The organism is Stakelama saccharophila, assembly GCF_032229225.1.
In the GTDB taxonomy this organism is placed as follows: Bacteria; Pseudomonadota; Alphaproteobacteria; order Sphingomonadales; family Sphingomonadaceae; genus Sphingomonas; species Sphingomonas saccharophila.
This window is the reverse complement of record NZ_CP135076.1, coordinates 2,822,530-2,837,800: the sequence shown is the minus strand read 5'-3', so window position 1 is coordinate 2,837,800 and position 15,271 is coordinate 2,822,530. Positions and strand designations below refer to the sequence as shown.

The following is a 15,271-nucleotide window of genomic DNA, read 5'->3' as shown; positions in this document are numbered from 1 at the left end:
CCGTAACAAATACCCCGCCGGAAACCCGTTCCGGCGGGGAGAAATTCTGCAATCTATATTGGGTCAGGCGCCGCCCGCCGCAAGTGCGGCGAGCAGCAGCAGCGCGACGATGTTGGTGATCTTGATCATCGGGTTCACGGCAGGACCCGCCGTATCCTTGTACGGATCGCCGACCGTGTCGCCCGTCACCGCGGCCTTGTGCGCCTCGGAACCCTTGCCGCCGTGATGGCCGTCCTCGATATATTTCTTGGCATTGTCCCACGCGCCGCCGCCGCTCGTCATCGAAATGGCGACGAACAGGCCGGAGACGATCACGCCCAGCAGCATCGCGCCGACCGCGGCGAACCCGCTTTCGCGCCCGGCGACCCAGCTCACGATGAAGAACACCACCACCGGGCTCAGCACCGGCAGCAGCGAAGGGATGATCATCTCCTTGATCGCGGCCTTGGTGACGATGTCGACGGTGCGGGCATAATTCGGGCGGCTGGTGCCGGCCATGATGCCCGCATCCTCGCCGAATTGCGCGCGCACGTCCTCGACCACCGATCCCGCCGCGCGGCCCACCGCCGTCATGCCGAACGCGCCGAACAGATAGGGCAGCAGCGCCCCCAGCAGCAGGCCGACGATGATATAGGGGTTGGACAGCGAGAAATCGACCGCCTCCGTCAGCCCCAGCGCCGACGAATAGCGGTCGAGGTCGGTGGTATAGGCGCCGAACAGCACCAGCGCGGCCAGCGCCGCCGATCCGATGGCATAGCCCTTGGTCACCGCCTTGGTGGTGTTGCCCACCGCATCGAGCGCGTCGGTGCGGCCGCGCACGTCTTCGGGCAGGCCCGCCATTTCGGCGATGCCGCCGGCATTGTCGGTGACGGGACCATATGCGTCGAGGGCGATCACCATGCCGGCGAGCGCCAGCATCGCGGTCGCGGCGAAGGCGATGCCGATGATTCCGGCGAGCTGATAGGCCGCGATCACCGCGACGACGATCACCAGCGTCGGCAGCGCGGTCGATTCCAGGCTGATCGCCAGGCCCTGGATGACGTTGGTGCCATGTCCCGTGACCGATGCCTTGGCGATCGATTTCACCGGCCGGTACTGCGTGCCGGTATAATATTCGGTGATCCATACCAGCGCGCCGGTGACGCCCAGTCCGATCATCATCGCCCAGAACAGGTCCATGCCGGTGAACGGATTGTCGCTCGCTCCGCCGCCGCCGAGAAAGGCGTTATGGTCGAGCGGCACGTTCATGTCGCCGCCCAGCGCATAGGAGGTAACGAGATAGATCGCCGGCACCGCCAGGATCGCGGCGGTCCAGAAGCCCTTGTAGAGCGCGCCCATGATCGACTGGCTGGAGCCGAGCCGCACCATGTAGGTGCCGATGATCGAGGTGACGATGCACACGCCGCCGACGATCAGCGGCAGGGTCATCAGCGCCAGCAGATAATCCGAATTCGCCATCAAGAGCGCGATCGACACCATGGTCAGGCCCAGCGTCACGACATAGGTCTCGAACAGGTCGGCGGCCATGCCGGCGCAGTCGCCGACATTGTCGCCCACATTGTCGGCGATGGTCGCCGGGTTGCGCGGATCATCCTCCGGGATGCCCGCCTCGACCTTGCCGACCAGATCGGCGCCGACGTCGGCCGCCTTGGTGAAGATGCCGCCGCCCAGCCGGGCGAAGATGGAAATGAGCGACGCGCCGAACGCCAGTGCGGTCAGCGCCTCGATGATTTCCCGGTCGTCGGGCGCATGGCCCGCCGGCACGACCAGATACCAGAAGAAGACCGAAATCGCGAGCAGCCCCAGCCCCGCCACCAGCATGCCGGTAACGGCGCCCGACCGGAACGCCACCGTCAGTCCGCGCTGCAGCGAATGGCGCGCGGCTTCGGCGGTGCGCACGTTCGCGCGAACCGAGATGTTCATGCCGACAAAGCCCGCCACGCCCGACAGCACCGCGCCGATGACGAAGCCGATGGTGGACAACCAGCCCAGCGTGACGGCCAGGATCACCACGACGACGATGCCGACGATTCCGATGGTGCGGTATTGCCGCGCCAGATAGGCGGACGCGCCCTCCTGGATGGCGGACGCGATGTCCTGCATCTTCGTTTCACCGGCGGATTGGCGCAGCACTTGACCGCTGGTGATAAATCCGTAGAGCACGGCCAGCAGCCCGCAGGCGATGGCGATATAGACGCTCGTCATGTGGTGAACCCCTCCTTTTTTGCCCCGCGAGCGGCCGATCTGGCGCCGGCCTGCCGCGCATCACCCTGCAGGTATAGGGGGCTGATGCGTCAGTGCAAGCAACGATCAGGCGCGGTGTTCGAAGCCCGCGCGCCCGGGCACCGGCACGGGGTCTGCGCCATCCGTCAGCGAAATTCCGCCGCCCTCGCCGAACCGGCCGATCCGCGTCGCCGCCACCGGCGGCGCGGCGCCGGCGGGCAGGGCGAAGAGGAGTTCGTAATCGTCGCCCGCCGTCGCGGCCGCCAGCCGGGCCGCGCGGTCTTCGCCGGAAAAGGCCTTCAGCTCCGCCGAAAGCGGAATGCGCGAAAGGTCGATCGTCACCGCCAGCCCGCTTGCCGCCGCCATGCGCCGGGCGTCGATCACCAGGCCGTCGGACACGTCCATCACCGCGCCCGCGAGGTGGGCGAGCGCCTGCCCTTCCGCAATCCGCGGCACCGGCCGGCGATAGCGCCGCAACAGCGCCTCCGGCCCGGCAGCGCCCCCGGCGATGGCGAGCCCCGCGCCGCCGTCGCCGATCGTGCCCGTCACCCACAGCGCGTCGCCCGCACATGCTCCGCCGCGCGCGGGTGCGCGGTCCGTCTGGCCCAATGCGGTGAGCGACAGCGTCCGCGGCGCGCCGGGCGGCAGGGCGATGGTGTCGCCGCCGATCAGCGGACAGCCGAAGCGCCGCATCGCCTTGCCCAGCCCGTCCAGGAAAGCGCGGTCCCAGCCGGTATCGCTCAGCGGATAGCCGAGCATGACGCCGATCGGCGCCGCGCCTTTCGCCGCGAGGTCCGACAGGTTCACCGCCAGCAGCTTCCACGCCACGTCGCCCGGCGGATCGCCGGGCAGGAAATGCACCCCCTCGGCGATCATGTCCTTGGTCAGCACCAGCCCCGGCCCGGCGTCGAGCACGGCGGCATCGTCCACCAGCCCGCGTGCCGCCGGATGCAGCGGCAGGTCGCGCAGGGCGGCGATGAAATCGGCTTCGGTCATGGGTCGGGATTGTCCGCGGATTCGGATAGAATTGCTACACGCAATCCGTATCGTCATGCCGGACTTGATCCGGCATCCAGAGCCGCCACCGCTGCGGCTTCTAGAGGTAAGTTCGACTCCCTGAACGTGTATCCCCTGGAAGGAGACTTCTGCAAAAGGCGCGAAACGGAAGCCTCTTTCGTCATGCTGAACTTGTTTCAGCATCCATCTGGCTGCAATAGCAAACGCTTGAGCTAAGCGGCTCGGTGGACCCGGCCTCCGCCGGGGAGACGAGAATGGGTTTCGCAGAGGCATCCTTGAAAGGAGATGCGGCTTTGTGCTCCCGCGGAGGCGGGAGCCCAGCGAGGACACAGGATAGGGGACCAAGAAATCCCCGAAATCCCAAGGTGACAGGCAGCGTTCAAGGCTGATCGCGCTCGACTCTGGATCCTGACTTTCGTCAGGATGACGAAACAGAGCGATTCCGGAAATTTCTACCGTTACGCGTCGCCATTATCTCGCCCATCCTCAGCCGCGCACGGCTTTTGCCACGGCGTCGAGCAGGCCGTTGACGAAGCCCGCCTCGCGCCGGTCGTAAAAGGCGTGCGCGACATCGACATACTGGGTGATCACCGCGCCGGTCGGCACGTCGGCGCGCGCCATCAGTTCATAGGTGCCGGCGCGCAGGATCTGCCGCATCGGCTTGTCGAGCCGTTCCAGCGACCAGCCGGCCGACAGCTTGCCCTCCACGGCCGCGTCGATCTCTTCGCGCCGGGCGTCGACGCCGCGCACGATATCGTCGAAGAAATCGATGTCGGCGTCGATGAATTCGACATCCTCGATCACCGCGCCCAGCCGGTGCTGGTGGAATTCGTGGAGCAGGGTGGGAAGCGGCGTTCCCTCCATTTCCCGCTGGTACAGCGCCTGCACGGCGCCGAGGCGGGCCGCGGCACGGGCGCGGGTTCGATTGCGAGCGGTCTGGCTAGGCATGCGCACGCAGATAGCCGCGATGGCGGCGAAGGCAAACCGCAATTGCGCGATCTGCGGCATTCCCCCTCCCGCAAGCGTCGCGCCCGAAACCCTGTGCTCCTGCGTTCGCAGGAGCACAAGAAAGGTGCGCCAACCTGATCGGGAAATGCCTTAGCCCGCGCGCGCCAGCCGCAGCGCCACCGATTTTGCATGCGCCGGCAGACCCTCGGCCTCCGCCAGCGCCACTGCCGCCGGCCCGATCGCCGCCAGCGCCTCACCGTCCAGGGCCAGGAAACTCGTCCGTTTCATGAAGTCGAGCACCGACAGCCCGCTGGCGAAGCGGGCGCGCCGGCCGGTCGGCAGCACGTGGTTCGGTCCGGCGACATAATCGCCCACGGCTTCGGGCGTGTGCCGGCCGAGGAACACCGATCCGGCATGGTGGATCAGGGGGAACATCTGGTCGGGGTCGTCGATCGCCAGTTCCAGATGTTCCGGCGCCAGCCGGTTCACCAGCGGGCAGGCGGCGGCAAGGTCGGGCACCAGCACGATCGCGCCGTTCGCATCCCAGCTCGCCCGTGCCACGTCCTTCGTCGCCAGCGTTCCGATTTGCAGGTCGATCGCGGCCGACACGGCATCGGCGAATGCCGCGTCGTCTGTGAACAGGATCGACTGGCTGGTGGGGTCGTGCTCCGACTGGCTCAACAGGTCGGCGGCGATCCAGTCGGGATCGTTCTTCGCATCTGCGACGACGACGATCTCGCTCGGCCCCGCGACCATGTCGATGCCGACGACGCCGTATACCTGCCGCTTGGCCTCCGCGACCCAGGCGTTGCCGGGGCCGGTGACGACATCGACGGCGTCGATCCGCTCCGTCCCGTAGGCGATCGCGGCGATCGCCTGCGCCCCGCCGATGCGCCAGATCTCGTCCACGCCGGCGATCCGCGCGGCGGCCAGCACCAGCGGATTGGCCTCGCCCTTCGGCGTTGGCGTCACCATCACCAGCCGCCGCACGCCGGCGACCTTGGCCGGCACCGCGTTCATCAGCACCGAGGACGGATAGGCCGCCCGCCCGCCGGGGACGTAGATACCGGCCGAATCGACCGCCCGCCACCGCGCGCCCAGGCGCACGCCGGCATCGTCGGTGTCGTCGCTGTCGGCCGGGCACTGCTTTTCGTGATAGGCCGCGATCCGGTCGCGCGCGAGTTCCAGCGCCGCGCGCAGCCCCGGTTCCAGCCCGTCGAGCGCCGCTTCGCATTCGGCCTGCTCGATTCGCCAGCCGCTCGCGTCCAGGTCGTGCCCATCGAATTTGTCGGTAAAGGCCTGCACCGCATTGTCGCCGTCCTGGCGCACCGCCTCGATGATCATGCGCACGTCGCGCGCGACCTGCGGCTCGGCCTCTCGGCGCGCGTTGACCAGCTCGTTGAAAGCATGGCCGAAACCGGGATCGGACGCGTTGAGGCGGATCATATCCCCCTTCCCGCAGGCGAAAGGGGAGAGGCCTGCCGGAACGCATCCACCAGCGGCACCACCGTTTCGGTCCGCGTCTTGAACGCCGCCCGGTTGACGATCAGGCGCGACGTCACCTCGGCGATCACCTCGACCTCGACGAGCCCGTTCTCCTTGAGCGTCCGGCCCGAGGAAACCAGGTCGACGATGCGCGGCGCGAGCCCCAGGATCGGGGCCAGCTCCATCGCGCCGTTCAGCTTGACGCATTCGGCTTGCACGCCGCGCGCTTCGAAATGGGCCTGGGTCAGGTTCGGATATTTGGTCGCGATCCGCACATGGCTCCAGCCGCGCGGATCGTCCTTTGCCGCCATGTCGGCGGGTTCGGCGACCGACAGCCGGCAATGGCCGATGCCCAGGTCGACCGGCGCGTACAATTCCGAATAGCCGAATTCGCCGATCACGTCCGATCCGACGATGCCGAGCTGCGCCGCGCCGTGCGCGACGAAGGTCGCGACATCGAACGCGCGCACGCGGATGATGTCGATGTCCGGCCGGTTGGTCCCGAACCGGAGCGCGCGGCTGCTGTCGTCGGAAAAGGCCGGCTCGGGCACCACGCCCACCTGCGCGAGCAGTGGCAGCGCCTCTTCGAGGATGCGTCCCTTGGGAACGGCGATGATGACGGGTTCGGTCATGAATGCGGCGGGCTTTACTTGGGGTGGGCGGCAGGCGCAATGCGGCTTGGAGCCGCGACGGGAGGGAAGATCGTGATGCGGCGAGGCGGCTCCCTCCCCGATCCGCCTGCAAGCGGGAGGGGCGCTTACGGGTAGCTCACCGTCTTCGGCACCTCGGGGATCGGGATCCATTCCTTTTCGTCGCCCGGCACCTTCGCGAATTCGCCCGCTTTCCATGCGCGCTTGGCCTCGTTGATCCGCTCACGCGACGAGGAGACGAAATTCCACCATACATGGCGCGGCGTCGCGAAGGCTTCGCCGCCGCACAGCATCACCCGCGCGCCGCTGTCGGAGCGCAGCGTCGCCGTCATACCCGGTCTCAACAGATAGAGCGTCATCGGATCGAGCCGCATCCCGTCGAGCGTCGCATCGCCCTCGGCGACATAGACTGCGCGCTCGTCCGCCTCGGCATCGACCGGGATCGTCCCGCCGCCGGCCAGCGCGATATCGGCATAGATCGTGTCGGCATAGGTCGTGGTCGGCGCACGCCGGCCCCAGAGCGCGCCCATCACCACCCGCGCCTTCACGCAAGCGTCCTCGACCACCGGCAGGTCGCCGCGCGCGACGTGCTCGAACGCCGGCGCCATGTCCTCTTCGCCGTCGGGCAGCGCGATCCAGGTCTGGATGCCCGACAGTTCCGGCCCCACCGCCCGTTCGGCGGACGGCGAGCGTTCGGAATGGACGATGCCCGATCCGGCGGTCATCAGATTCACCGCACCGGGCTCGATCGTGGCGAGGGTGCCCAGCGAATCGCGGTGGTCGATCGCGCCGGCGAACAGATAGGTGACGGTGGCGAGGTTGATGTGCGGGTGCGGGCGGACGTCGATGCCTTCGCCGACCGACAGGTGCGCCGGCCCCATCTGGTCGAAGAACAGGAACGGCCCCACCATCGTGCGTTCCTTGTTGGGCAGCGTCCTGTGGACCTTGAACCCGCCGAGATCGTGCGTTGCAGGCGTGATCGTCTGCAGGATCAGATCCTCGTTGGTCATGCCGCGTCAAGCTCCGGATAGTGACGGAAAATGCCGTCTTCGTTGAATGCCAGCCGCCGGTTGCTGTCGAGATATGCCTTGATGCCCGGCAGTTCGGCGACCGCATCGTGGATGCCGATCAGCTTCGGCAGGTCGGGTTCCAGCGTCTTCATCCGCTTCGGGAACATGTAGCGCAGTCCCTCAACGAGCTGGAACAGCGAACAATCGGTATAGCACCAGCGATGGTCGATCAGCCAGTCGCCTTCGTTCGACTTGGCCGCCGCCTCGAAATGACGGAGGAATTTCGGCATCCGTTCCTCCCGGAACTGCTTGGCGGCGCGGGCGGCCTCTTCCTTCTGGTCCTCGTAATAGGCGCCGCTGCCTACGGGATGGTGCACATTGTGCACCTCCGCCACCATATCGGCGATGGTCAGTTCGACCTGGTGCAGCCAATAGCGGTCGTTCATGTTCGACGGCGCCAGATGGTCGCGATCGCCCAGGAACAGCAGGATGTTGGCGACCTGCGCGATGGCATGGCCGTCCAGTTCCAGATAGGGCGGGGCATAAGGCGGCCGGTCGAACGTGGCCATGTTCTCGATCAGCGCGTGGGCGCCCTCCTCGCGCGCGCAATCGCGATATTCGATGCCGCCGGCCTCCATCGACAGGCGGACGAATTCGCCGCGCCCCTGGATGCCGGGCCAGTACCACAGGTTATACGCCATTCGTCTCCTCTCCCGGGGCCCGGGCCCGGATCGCCAGCGCGTGGATGCGCGTGGCGAGCAGGTCGGCCAGGGCCCTGTTCACCAGTCTCTGGCGCTGAACGCGGGACCGGCCGGCAAAGGTCCGGCTCTCGACGGTCACGGTGAAATGGCTTTCGCCGGTGCCGTCGTCCCCGGCATGGCCGGCATGGTGGTGGCTGTCGTTGACGACCTCCAGGTAGGTGGGATCGAGGGCTTCGGTAAGCCGCGCCGCGATCTGGTCGGCGACGGGAATTTGGGGCGAACGGTCGGTGGCGGTATCGGTCATGGCGCCTATATAGTGGATTTGCCTTGGGGAGTCGCGTGGCGCGCGCTGAACGTAAGAAGGACCGACCGAATACCCGTTTTCATGGCCGCATGGAAAGTGGCCGAGAATGCATGGCGCCGGGCTGCGACGCGCCGGGCGAATTCCGCGCCCCGCCGCTCGAGGGCCCGCCATCGGGTGAGGGGCCGCGCGGCTGGCGCTGGTTCTGTCTCGACCATGTCCGAGAATTCAACGCCGGCTACAATTTCTTCGAAGGCATGAGCGCGGACGAGATCCACGATGCGCAGCGTCCCCTGTCGGGCTGGGAGCGCGAAACCCGGGCCTTTGCCTCGACCGGCGCGGACCGCCCGCCCGAATGGGCCGATTTCGCCGATCCGCTCGACGCCATCGGCGCCCGCTTTCGCACCAAGGTGCAGCGGTCGCGCAACGACGGCAAGCCGCTCAGCGACCGCGATCGCCGCGCGCTGCAGGTGCTGGGGCTCGATACCGATGCCGACCGGTCGATGCTGCGCGCCCGCTACGGCGCGCTGGTGCGCGAATACCATCCGGACCGCAATGGCGGTGACCGCAGCCACGAAAAGGCGCTGCGACGCGTGATCGATGCCTATCAGCACCTCCGCCACTCCCCCGCCTTTGCGGGGTAAGGCCCGCGCGCTTCATTCCACCAGCGCGTCGATCGCCTGCGCCATCTCCACGTCGCGCGACGACAGGCCGCCGGCGTCGTGCGTGGTCAGCAATATCTCGACGCGGTTATAGACGTTCGACCATTCCGGGTGGTGGTTCGCCTTTTCCGCCATCAGGGCGACCTGCGTCATGAAGCCGAACGCCTGGTTGAAATCGTCGAACGTGAAGGTGCGCGAAATCGCGTCCCGGCCGTCGTCATAATCCCAGTCGGGCAGGCCATCGAGCGCATCCTCGCGATCGGCCTGGCTGAGTGGTTGGACCATCATCGCCTCCTTGCTGCTTGCCCGGAAACGGGCCTATGCATTGCACGATGCGCGGGCAAGCACCTTTCACCGGCGATCCGGACGCGGCCATGATCGAACGGCTGGCATGGGACGCGCTCGGCCGCATTCCCGAACCCTTCGCCCGCCACCTCGGCGACATCGTCATGGTCGTGGAGGAATTCGCCGATGCCGAGACGCTGGCGCATTTCGGCATGACCGATCCGTACCAGCTTACCGGGCTGTATCGCGGCCTGCCGATCGGCGACAAATCGAGCTTCGACATCGCCCCCTATCCGGACGAGATCCATCTCTACCGCCGCCCATTGATCGCCGAATGGCAGGAAACCGGCGTCGATTTCGACAAGCTCATCACCCATGTCGTGGTGCACGAGGTCGGGCACCATTTCGGCCTGTCCGACGACGACATGCACGCGCTGGAAGACGCCGCCGGGTGAGCGGGGCGTTTCTTCGCCTGGCGGATGTCGACTGCGTGCGCGGCGGCCGGATGCTGTTCGCCGGGCTGGACCTGGCGCTCGGCCCCGGCCGGGCGGCGCTCGCCACCGGCCCCAATGGCGCGGGCAAGTCCAGCCTGATCCGCATTGCCGCCGGTCTGTTGCCGCCCACGGCGGGAACGGTCATGGGCGAAGCCTCCCGCACCCTGATGGCGGCAGAGGCCCCGGCGCTCGATCCCGAGCTTCCGGTCGCGAAGGCGCTCGCCTTCTGGGCGCGGATGGACGGTGCGGTCATCGCGCGGGTGGCGGACGCGCTCGATACCGTCGGTCTCGCGCATCTCGCTGAGGTGCCGGTACGGCTGCTTTCCACCGGTCAGCGTCGGCGCGCGGCGCTGGCGCGGGTGATAGCGAGCGGTGCGCCGGTCTGGCTGCTCGACGAACCGGGCAACGGCCTCGATGCCGCCTCGATCACCGTTCTCGAACGCGCCATCGCGCGTCATCGGGCGGAGGGCGGGGCGGTATTGCTCGCCACGCATCTGCCGATCGCGCTGCCCGATGCCGTGTCGATCCCGCTGGGCGGTGCGGCATGAGGTTCGCCGCCCTGGTCGGCCGTGAACTACGCCGCGCCTGGATCAGCGGCGGCCTGGTGACGCCCGTGGCCTTCTTCCTGCTGGTCGCGATCCTGTTCCCCTTCGCCATCGGTCCCGATACCGGGCTGCTCGCCCGCGTCGGCGGCGGGGTGGTGTGGGCGGCCGCGTTGCTCGCGGCGTTGTTGCCGGTGGAACGCCTTGTCGCGCCCGATCTCGAAAGCGGCGTAATCGACCAGTTCGCTGTGCGCGGCCTCGCGGAGGCATGGGTGGCGGCGGCGAAGATCGTCGGTCACTGGCTCGGCTTTGCGCCCGCGCTGATGCTGGCGAGCGTGATCGCGGCCGGTCTGCTCAACCTGCCGGGTCCTGTCCTCGCGCGCGTCGAGATCGGGTTGCTGATCGGCACTCCCGGCCTTGCCGCGCTGGGCGTCGCCACCGCTTCGCTGACCGCTGGCCTGCGCGGGGCGGGAGCGGTGGCGGGGCTGGTGATGCTCCCGCTGGCGGTGCCGCTGCTGATCTTCGGCGCCGGCGCGATCGCTGGCGGCGCGGGCGCGTTCAAGCTGCTCGGCGCGGTCAGCCTGCTATTGCTGGCCGGAAGCCCGTTCGTCGCCGCCGCCGCGATGCGCCTGGCGCGAAGCTGATCCCGTCGCGCCTCTTCAGTCCGCGCCGGAGCCAAGCCTCGCCGATCTGCTACGCCGCAAATGCGAGCGATAGGCGCCTGCCTGCGCAGGAGCGATGGTGGACTTACCGCGACCAGCGCGCGAAGATCGCCGTCGGCAGCGCCAGGCCGCGCGCCTCTTCGCGCACGCCCAGCTCGCCCGCCTCCACCGTGCCGCCAAGGTCGGCGAACGCCTGCCGCACCAGCTCGCCGATCGCCAGCGCCGACATCCTGACCGCATAGACGGTCAGGAACAGGAAGCGCGAATCCTGGTCGAGCAGCTTGCGGCAATCGGCGATCAGCCCCGGCAGGCCCTGTTCCAACTGCCAGACTTCCTTGCCCGGTCCGCGCCCATATTTGGGCGGGTCGAGCAGGATGCCGTCATAGCGCCGCCCGCGCCGTACCTCGCGCGCGGTGAACTTCACCGCATCGTCGACCAGCCAGCGAACGGGCGCATCCTCCAGCCCCGACAGCGCGGCATTGGCGCGCGCCGCTTCGACCGATTTCTTCGAGGCATCGACATGCACCATTTCGGCCCCGCGCGCCGCCATCGCGCATGTGCCGACGCCGGTATAGCCGAACAGGTTCATGCAGCTTGGCGCATCGAGGTCCGCGACCTGCTCGCGCATCCAGCTCCAGACCGGGGCCATGTCGGGAAAGAAACCGAGATGCCGGAACGGCGTCGTCTGCGCGGTGAAGCGCACGTCGTCCCACGCCAGCGGCCAGCCGCCCTCCGGCGTCGGCTTGTCGAAGCGCCAGCGGCCGCCGCCTTCCTCGTCGGAACCCGGCACGAATTCGCCATGCGCGTCCCAGTCTTCGCTCGCCGGCGCCCACATCGCCTGCGGCTCGGGCCGGATGAAGCGATAATCGCCATAGCGTTCGAGCTTGCGCCCGCCGCCACTATCCACCAGCCCGTATTCGTCCCAGGGCTCCCCGATGAGCTGGACGAGGTTCACGAACGCGGCGTCGCCAGCTCGGCGATATGCGCGGTCACGTCGTCGAATGTCGCATGGATCACGTCATAGCGTTCCTCGCGCTCGAACAGGTCGCCGACGCGCGGCGGCAGGGTGGGGCGCACGCCGGTCGCGCGCTCGACGGCATCGCCGAACTTCGCCGGATGCGCCGTCGCCAGCGTCACGACCGGGACGTCGCCCGGCAACTCGGCCGACCGCGCCGCCGACAGGGCGATGGCGGTATGCGGGTCGACGACCTGTCCGGCCGATTCGTGCGTCCGGCGCAGCGCCAGCGCCATTTCGTCCGGGTCGACCCGGCAGCTCGTGAACAGCGTTGCCGCGCCCTCGCATTGGCTGTTGGAGAGCTGAAGTCTGCGGTCCGCTTCGAACGCCTTCATCTGCGCCGACAGCGCGCCGCCGTCGCGCCCGCCGAGATCGAACAGCAGCCGTTCGAAGTTCGAACTGACCTGGATGTCCATCGACGGCGCCGCAGTCGGCGTGACCTCGCCCACCGAATAGTCGCCGCTCGACAGCGCGCGGTGGAGGATGTCGTTGATGTTGGTCGCGACGATCAGCCTGACGACCGGCAATCCCATCCGCGCCGCGACATAGCCCGCGAACACGTCGCCGAAATTGCCCGTCGGCACCGAAAAGGCGACCTCGCGCTCCGGCGCGCCCAGCCGGACGGCGGCGTAGAAATAATAGACGATCTGCGCCATCAGCCGCGCCCAGTTGATCGAATTGACCGCCGACAACGCAAACTTGCCCGAAAAGCCGGGATCGTTGAACATCGCCTTCACCAGCGCCTGCGCCTGGTCGAAATTGCCGTCGATCGCGATGTTGTGGACATTGGGCGCCAGCACCGTCGTCATCTGCCGCCGTTGCACCTCCGATACCCGGCCGCGCGGATGGAGCATGAAGATGTCGACGCCCTCGCGCCCGGCCAGCGCGTCGATCGCCGCCGATCCGGTATCGCCCGAGGTCGCACCGACCACGGTCAGATGGTCCTTTGCTCCGGTGATGAACCGTTCGAACAACAGGCCGAGCAACTGCATCGCCACGTCCTTGAAGGCGAGCGTGGGGCCGTGGAACAGCTCAAGCAGCCAGTGCCGATGATCGAGCTGGACGAGCGGCGTCACCGCACCGTGCGCGAACCGCCCCTGATAGGCCTGCTCGCACAGCCGCCGCAGCGCGTCTTCATCCAGGCTGTCGCCGACGAAGGGCAGCATCACCCGCACCGCCGTCTCGACATAAGACAGGCCGGCCATATCGGCGATCTGGTCGGCCGAAAAGCGTGGCCATGCCTCTGGCACGTACAGGCCGCCATCGGCAGCCAGCCCCGTCAGCGTCACCTGCTCGAAATCGAGAACCGGCGCGCTCCCCCGCGTGCTCACATAGCGCATCGACAGATGCGTTAGCGGTCGCCGCCCGACCCGGCAAGCACCGAACGGTTCCGGCGGATGATCGCCAGCGCGTAGATCACCACCGCCAGCGCGGCGAAGATGAACCACTGGATCGCATAGGCGAAGTGGTTGTTCGGAACCGCGCTCAGATCGGCCGGCGGATTGGCGGCAAGGCCGTCGGGCGGGGTATCCGCGACCAGCATCAGCGCCTTGGGCGTGTCGTCGAAAATCTGTCCGATAACCGACCGGTGATCCGGCGCGTGACTGATGAATCCCGATACCGGCCCGCCCGGCCAGCCGACCTTCTGCTCCGGGTCGCGCGTGATGCCGAGTTGGACGAACATCGGGGGCGTATCCTCCGTGCCCCGGCAATGGGCCACGACGCGAAAGCCGTACCGGCCCGCGCCCTCCTTGTGGAAGTCGACAGGCCCCGCACAGCGTCCGTACGCCCGGCGGAACAGGGCTGACCGGTCGGGCCGGGCGGGGAAGGGGATGGGCGGCTTGTGCTCGTTGGCGGAATATTGCGCCAGCAGGCCTTCCTTCCAATCCAGCCGCTGCAGTTGCCAGATGCCCAGCGCGACCATGGCGGCGACCGCCAGGGCGACAATGACCGTCGGCAGAACGGGAAGGCGTCTCACCGGTCGGATTCCGGAGGAACGATGCGCCCCTCGCGTGCGGCATTGCGGTATTCGAGAGAGATCAGGATGCCCTTGGCGAATCGCAGGGACGCCATCACGCCGATGATGGTGAGCGGGACCCAGAGCAGGACGTGCACCCAGACGGGCGGGCTCACTGCAAGCTCCAGCCAGACGGCCAGGACCGTGATGATCGTGCCGATGATCAGGATCAGGAAGGCTGCCGGACCGTCCCCGACGTTGAAGCCCTCGAACTCCAGCCCGCATTCGCGGCATCGCGGCGCGAACCGGACAAGGCCGTCGAACAGGGTGCGCGCGCCGCAGCGCGGGCACAGGCCGCGCAACGCGGCGTCGGCGGGCGCGGGCGCTCGTGGATCGAGGTCGGCGCCCGCGATCGTCAGCCTCCGTGGATCGGCGCGCCCCAGCCGCCCCAGACATAGATGGAGACGAACAGGAACAGCCAGACGACATCGACGAAATGCCAGTACCAGGCCGCGGCCTCGAACCCGAAATGCTGGCGCGGGGTGAAATCGCCGCGATAGGCGCGGATCAGGCAGACGATCAGGAAGATCGTGCCGATGATGACGTGAAAGCCGTGGAACCCGGTCGCCATGAAGAAGGCGGCGCCGTAGTTCAGCCCTTTGAAGGCGAAAGGCGCATGGGCATATTCATAGGCCTGGATCGTGCTGAACAGCAGGCCGAGCACGATCGTCGCCCACAGCCCCTTTTTCAGATTGTCATTGTCGCCAACGCCGAGCAGGCCCCACAGCCCGCGCTTCTCGCCGCCGCGCTGATTGTGGATCAACGCGTGGTGCGCCCAGGTGATGGTGGTGCCCGAAGTCAGCAGGATGAAGGTGTTGAGAAGCGGGAATTCGAACGCGTTGATCACCTCGATGCCCGCAGGCGGCCACTGCCCGCCGACCACTTCCACGTTGGAGGGGAAGAGCGCAAAATCGAAGAACGCCCAGAACCAGCCGACGAAGAACATCACCTCGGACGCGATGAACAGGATCATGCCGTAGCGCAGGTGCAGCGAGACGATCGGCGTATGGTCGCCGGCCTTCGCCTCGCGGATCACATCGGCCCACCAGAAATACATCGTCGCGAGGACGCCGAGCAGACCGAGGAAGAAGACGGGCAGCGAATGCGCGGCATCGTGCATCCACATGATGCCGCCGGCGGCCATGGCGAGCGCCGAAAAGGATCCCATGAACGGCCAGATGCTCGGCGGCAGAATGTGATAGTCGTGGTTCTTGGCTCCGGCCATGACGTGTCCCTGTCCTTTGCGTTCCCGGTGCTGC

Annotated in this window: 18 protein-coding genes; 4 read left to right on the top strand and 14 right to left on the bottom strand. The window is 67.6% G+C overall.

The window, feature by feature from the left end:
* Positions 1–63 precede the first annotated feature (63 nt).
* The 8 genes from RPR59_RS13255 to RPR59_RS13220 form a co-directional block, all read right to left on the bottom strand.
* Positions 64–2,205 (bottom strand): sodium-translocating pyrophosphatase, encoded by a 2,142-nt coding sequence (locus tag RPR59_RS13255; RefSeq protein ID WP_313914818.1) that lies wholly within the window; start codon positions 2,203–2,205, stop codon positions 64–66.
* A 105-nt stretch (positions 2,206–2,310) separates the two neighbouring features.
* The gene (gene thiL, locus RPR59_RS13250) at positions 2,311–3,219 is read right to left on the bottom strand and encodes a thiamine-phosphate kinase (RefSeq protein ID WP_313914816.1); all 909 of its coding nucleotides are present in this window, start codon (positions 3,217–3,219) and stop codon (positions 2,311–2,313) included.
* 507 nt (positions 3,220–3,726) lie between these two features.
* A complete protein-coding gene (nusB, locus tag RPR59_RS13245) occupies positions 3,727–4,188 on the bottom strand; it encodes a transcription antitermination factor NusB (RefSeq protein WP_313918519.1) in 462 nt (153 codons plus the stop codon).
* A 150-nt stretch (positions 4,189–4,338) separates the two neighbouring features.
* Positions 4,339–5,634 (bottom strand): histidinol dehydrogenase, encoded by a 1,296-nt coding sequence (gene hisD / locus RPR59_RS13240; protein ID WP_313914815.1) that lies wholly within the window; start codon positions 5,632–5,634, stop codon positions 4,339–4,341.
* On the bottom strand, positions 5,631–6,305 hold the full coding sequence (hisG, locus tag RPR59_RS13235; protein ID WP_313914812.1) for an ATP phosphoribosyltransferase: 675 nt from the start codon (positions 6,303–6,305) through the stop codon (positions 5,631–5,633). Before hisG ends, hisD begins: the two co-directional genes overlap by 4 nt.
* Before the next feature lie 125 nt (positions 6,306–6,430).
* Positions 6,431–7,333: a pirin family protein gene (locus tag RPR59_RS13230; protein WP_313914810.1), complete on the bottom strand. Its 903-nt coding sequence runs from the start codon at positions 7,331–7,333 to the stop codon at positions 6,431–6,433.
* Complete coding sequence (locus RPR59_RS13225) at positions 7,330–8,034, bottom strand: glutathione S-transferase (protein ID WP_313914808.1); 705 nt, start codon at positions 8,032–8,034, stop codon at positions 7,330–7,332. The genes RPR59_RS13230 and RPR59_RS13225 overlap by 4 nt, the downstream gene beginning before the upstream one ends.
* Entirely contained in the window at positions 8,024–8,338 is a 315-nt protein-coding gene (locus tag RPR59_RS13220) for a BolA family protein (protein ID WP_313914805.1), read from the bottom strand. Before RPR59_RS13220 ends, RPR59_RS13225 begins: the two co-directional genes overlap by 11 nt.
* Before the next feature lie 89 nt (positions 8,339–8,427).
* Here RPR59_RS13220 and RPR59_RS13215 point away from each other — a divergent pair, with 89 nt between their 5' ends.
* On the top strand, positions 8,428–8,979 hold the full coding sequence (locus RPR59_RS13215; RefSeq protein ID WP_313914803.1) for a J domain-containing protein: 552 nt from the start codon (positions 8,428–8,430) through the stop codon (positions 8,977–8,979).
* 12 nt (positions 8,980–8,991) lie between these two features.
* On the opposite strand, the gene RPR59_RS13210 is transcribed toward RPR59_RS13215, so the two are convergent.
* Positions 8,992–9,285 carry a 4a-hydroxytetrahydrobiopterin dehydratase gene (locus tag RPR59_RS13210; RefSeq protein ID WP_313914802.1) on the bottom strand — a complete coding sequence of 98 codons (294 nt, stop codon included), beginning with the start codon at positions 9,283–9,285 and terminating at the stop codon, positions 8,992–8,994.
* An 86-nt stretch (positions 9,286–9,371) separates the two neighbouring features.
* Between RPR59_RS13210 and RPR59_RS13205 the strand changes: the two genes are divergently transcribed.
* Genes RPR59_RS13205 through RPR59_RS13195 form a run of 3 tightly spaced genes read left to right on the top strand, consistent with a single transcriptional unit; the run spans position 9,372 to position 10,962 of the window.
* Positions 9,372–9,737, top strand: coding sequence for a metallopeptidase family protein (locus RPR59_RS13205; RefSeq protein WP_313914800.1), 366 nt, complete (start codon positions 9,372–9,374; stop codon positions 9,735–9,737).
* A 50-nt stretch (positions 9,738–9,787) separates the two neighbouring features.
* On the top strand, positions 9,788–10,324 hold the full coding sequence (gene ccmA, locus RPR59_RS13200; RefSeq protein WP_313918517.1) for a heme ABC exporter ATP-binding protein CcmA: 537 nt from the start codon (positions 9,788–9,790) through the stop codon (positions 10,322–10,324).
* The gene (locus RPR59_RS13195) at positions 10,321–10,962 is read left to right on the top strand and encodes a heme exporter protein CcmB (protein ID WP_313914798.1); all 642 of its coding nucleotides are present in this window, start codon (positions 10,321–10,323) and stop codon (positions 10,960–10,962) included. Before ccmA ends, RPR59_RS13195 begins: the two co-directional genes overlap by 4 nt.
* Positions 10,963–11,065: 103 nt before the next feature.
* On the opposite strand, the gene RPR59_RS13190 is transcribed toward RPR59_RS13195, so the two are convergent.
* The 5 genes from RPR59_RS13190 to RPR59_RS13170 are packed head-to-tail and all read right to left on the bottom strand — an operon-like array spanning position 11,066 to position 15,237.
* A complete protein-coding gene (locus RPR59_RS13190) occupies positions 11,066–11,935 on the bottom strand; it encodes a class I SAM-dependent methyltransferase (RefSeq protein WP_313914796.1) in 870 nt (289 codons plus the stop codon).
* Positions 11,932–13,335 carry a threonine synthase gene (thrC, locus tag RPR59_RS13185; RefSeq protein WP_313914794.1) on the bottom strand — a complete coding sequence of 468 codons (1,404 nt, stop codon included), beginning with the start codon at positions 13,333–13,335 and terminating at the stop codon, positions 11,932–11,934. Before thrC ends, RPR59_RS13190 begins: the two co-directional genes overlap by 4 nt.
* Positions 13,336–13,346: 11 nt before the next feature.
* Entirely contained in the window at positions 13,347–13,973 is a 627-nt protein-coding gene (locus RPR59_RS13180; protein ID WP_313914791.1) for an SURF1 family protein, read from the bottom strand.
* The gene (locus tag RPR59_RS13175) at positions 13,970–14,371 is read right to left on the bottom strand and encodes a DUF983 domain-containing protein (protein ID WP_432280319.1); all 402 of its coding nucleotides are present in this window, start codon (positions 14,369–14,371) and stop codon (positions 13,970–13,972) included. The genes RPR59_RS13180 and RPR59_RS13175 overlap by 4 nt, the downstream gene beginning before the upstream one ends.
* Positions 14,368–15,237 carry a cytochrome c oxidase subunit 3 gene (locus RPR59_RS13170; protein WP_313914789.1) on the bottom strand — a complete coding sequence of 290 codons (870 nt, stop codon included), beginning with the start codon at positions 15,235–15,237 and terminating at the stop codon, positions 14,368–14,370. Before RPR59_RS13170 ends, RPR59_RS13175 begins: the two co-directional genes overlap by 4 nt.
* Positions 15,238–15,271 lie beyond the last annotated feature (34 nt).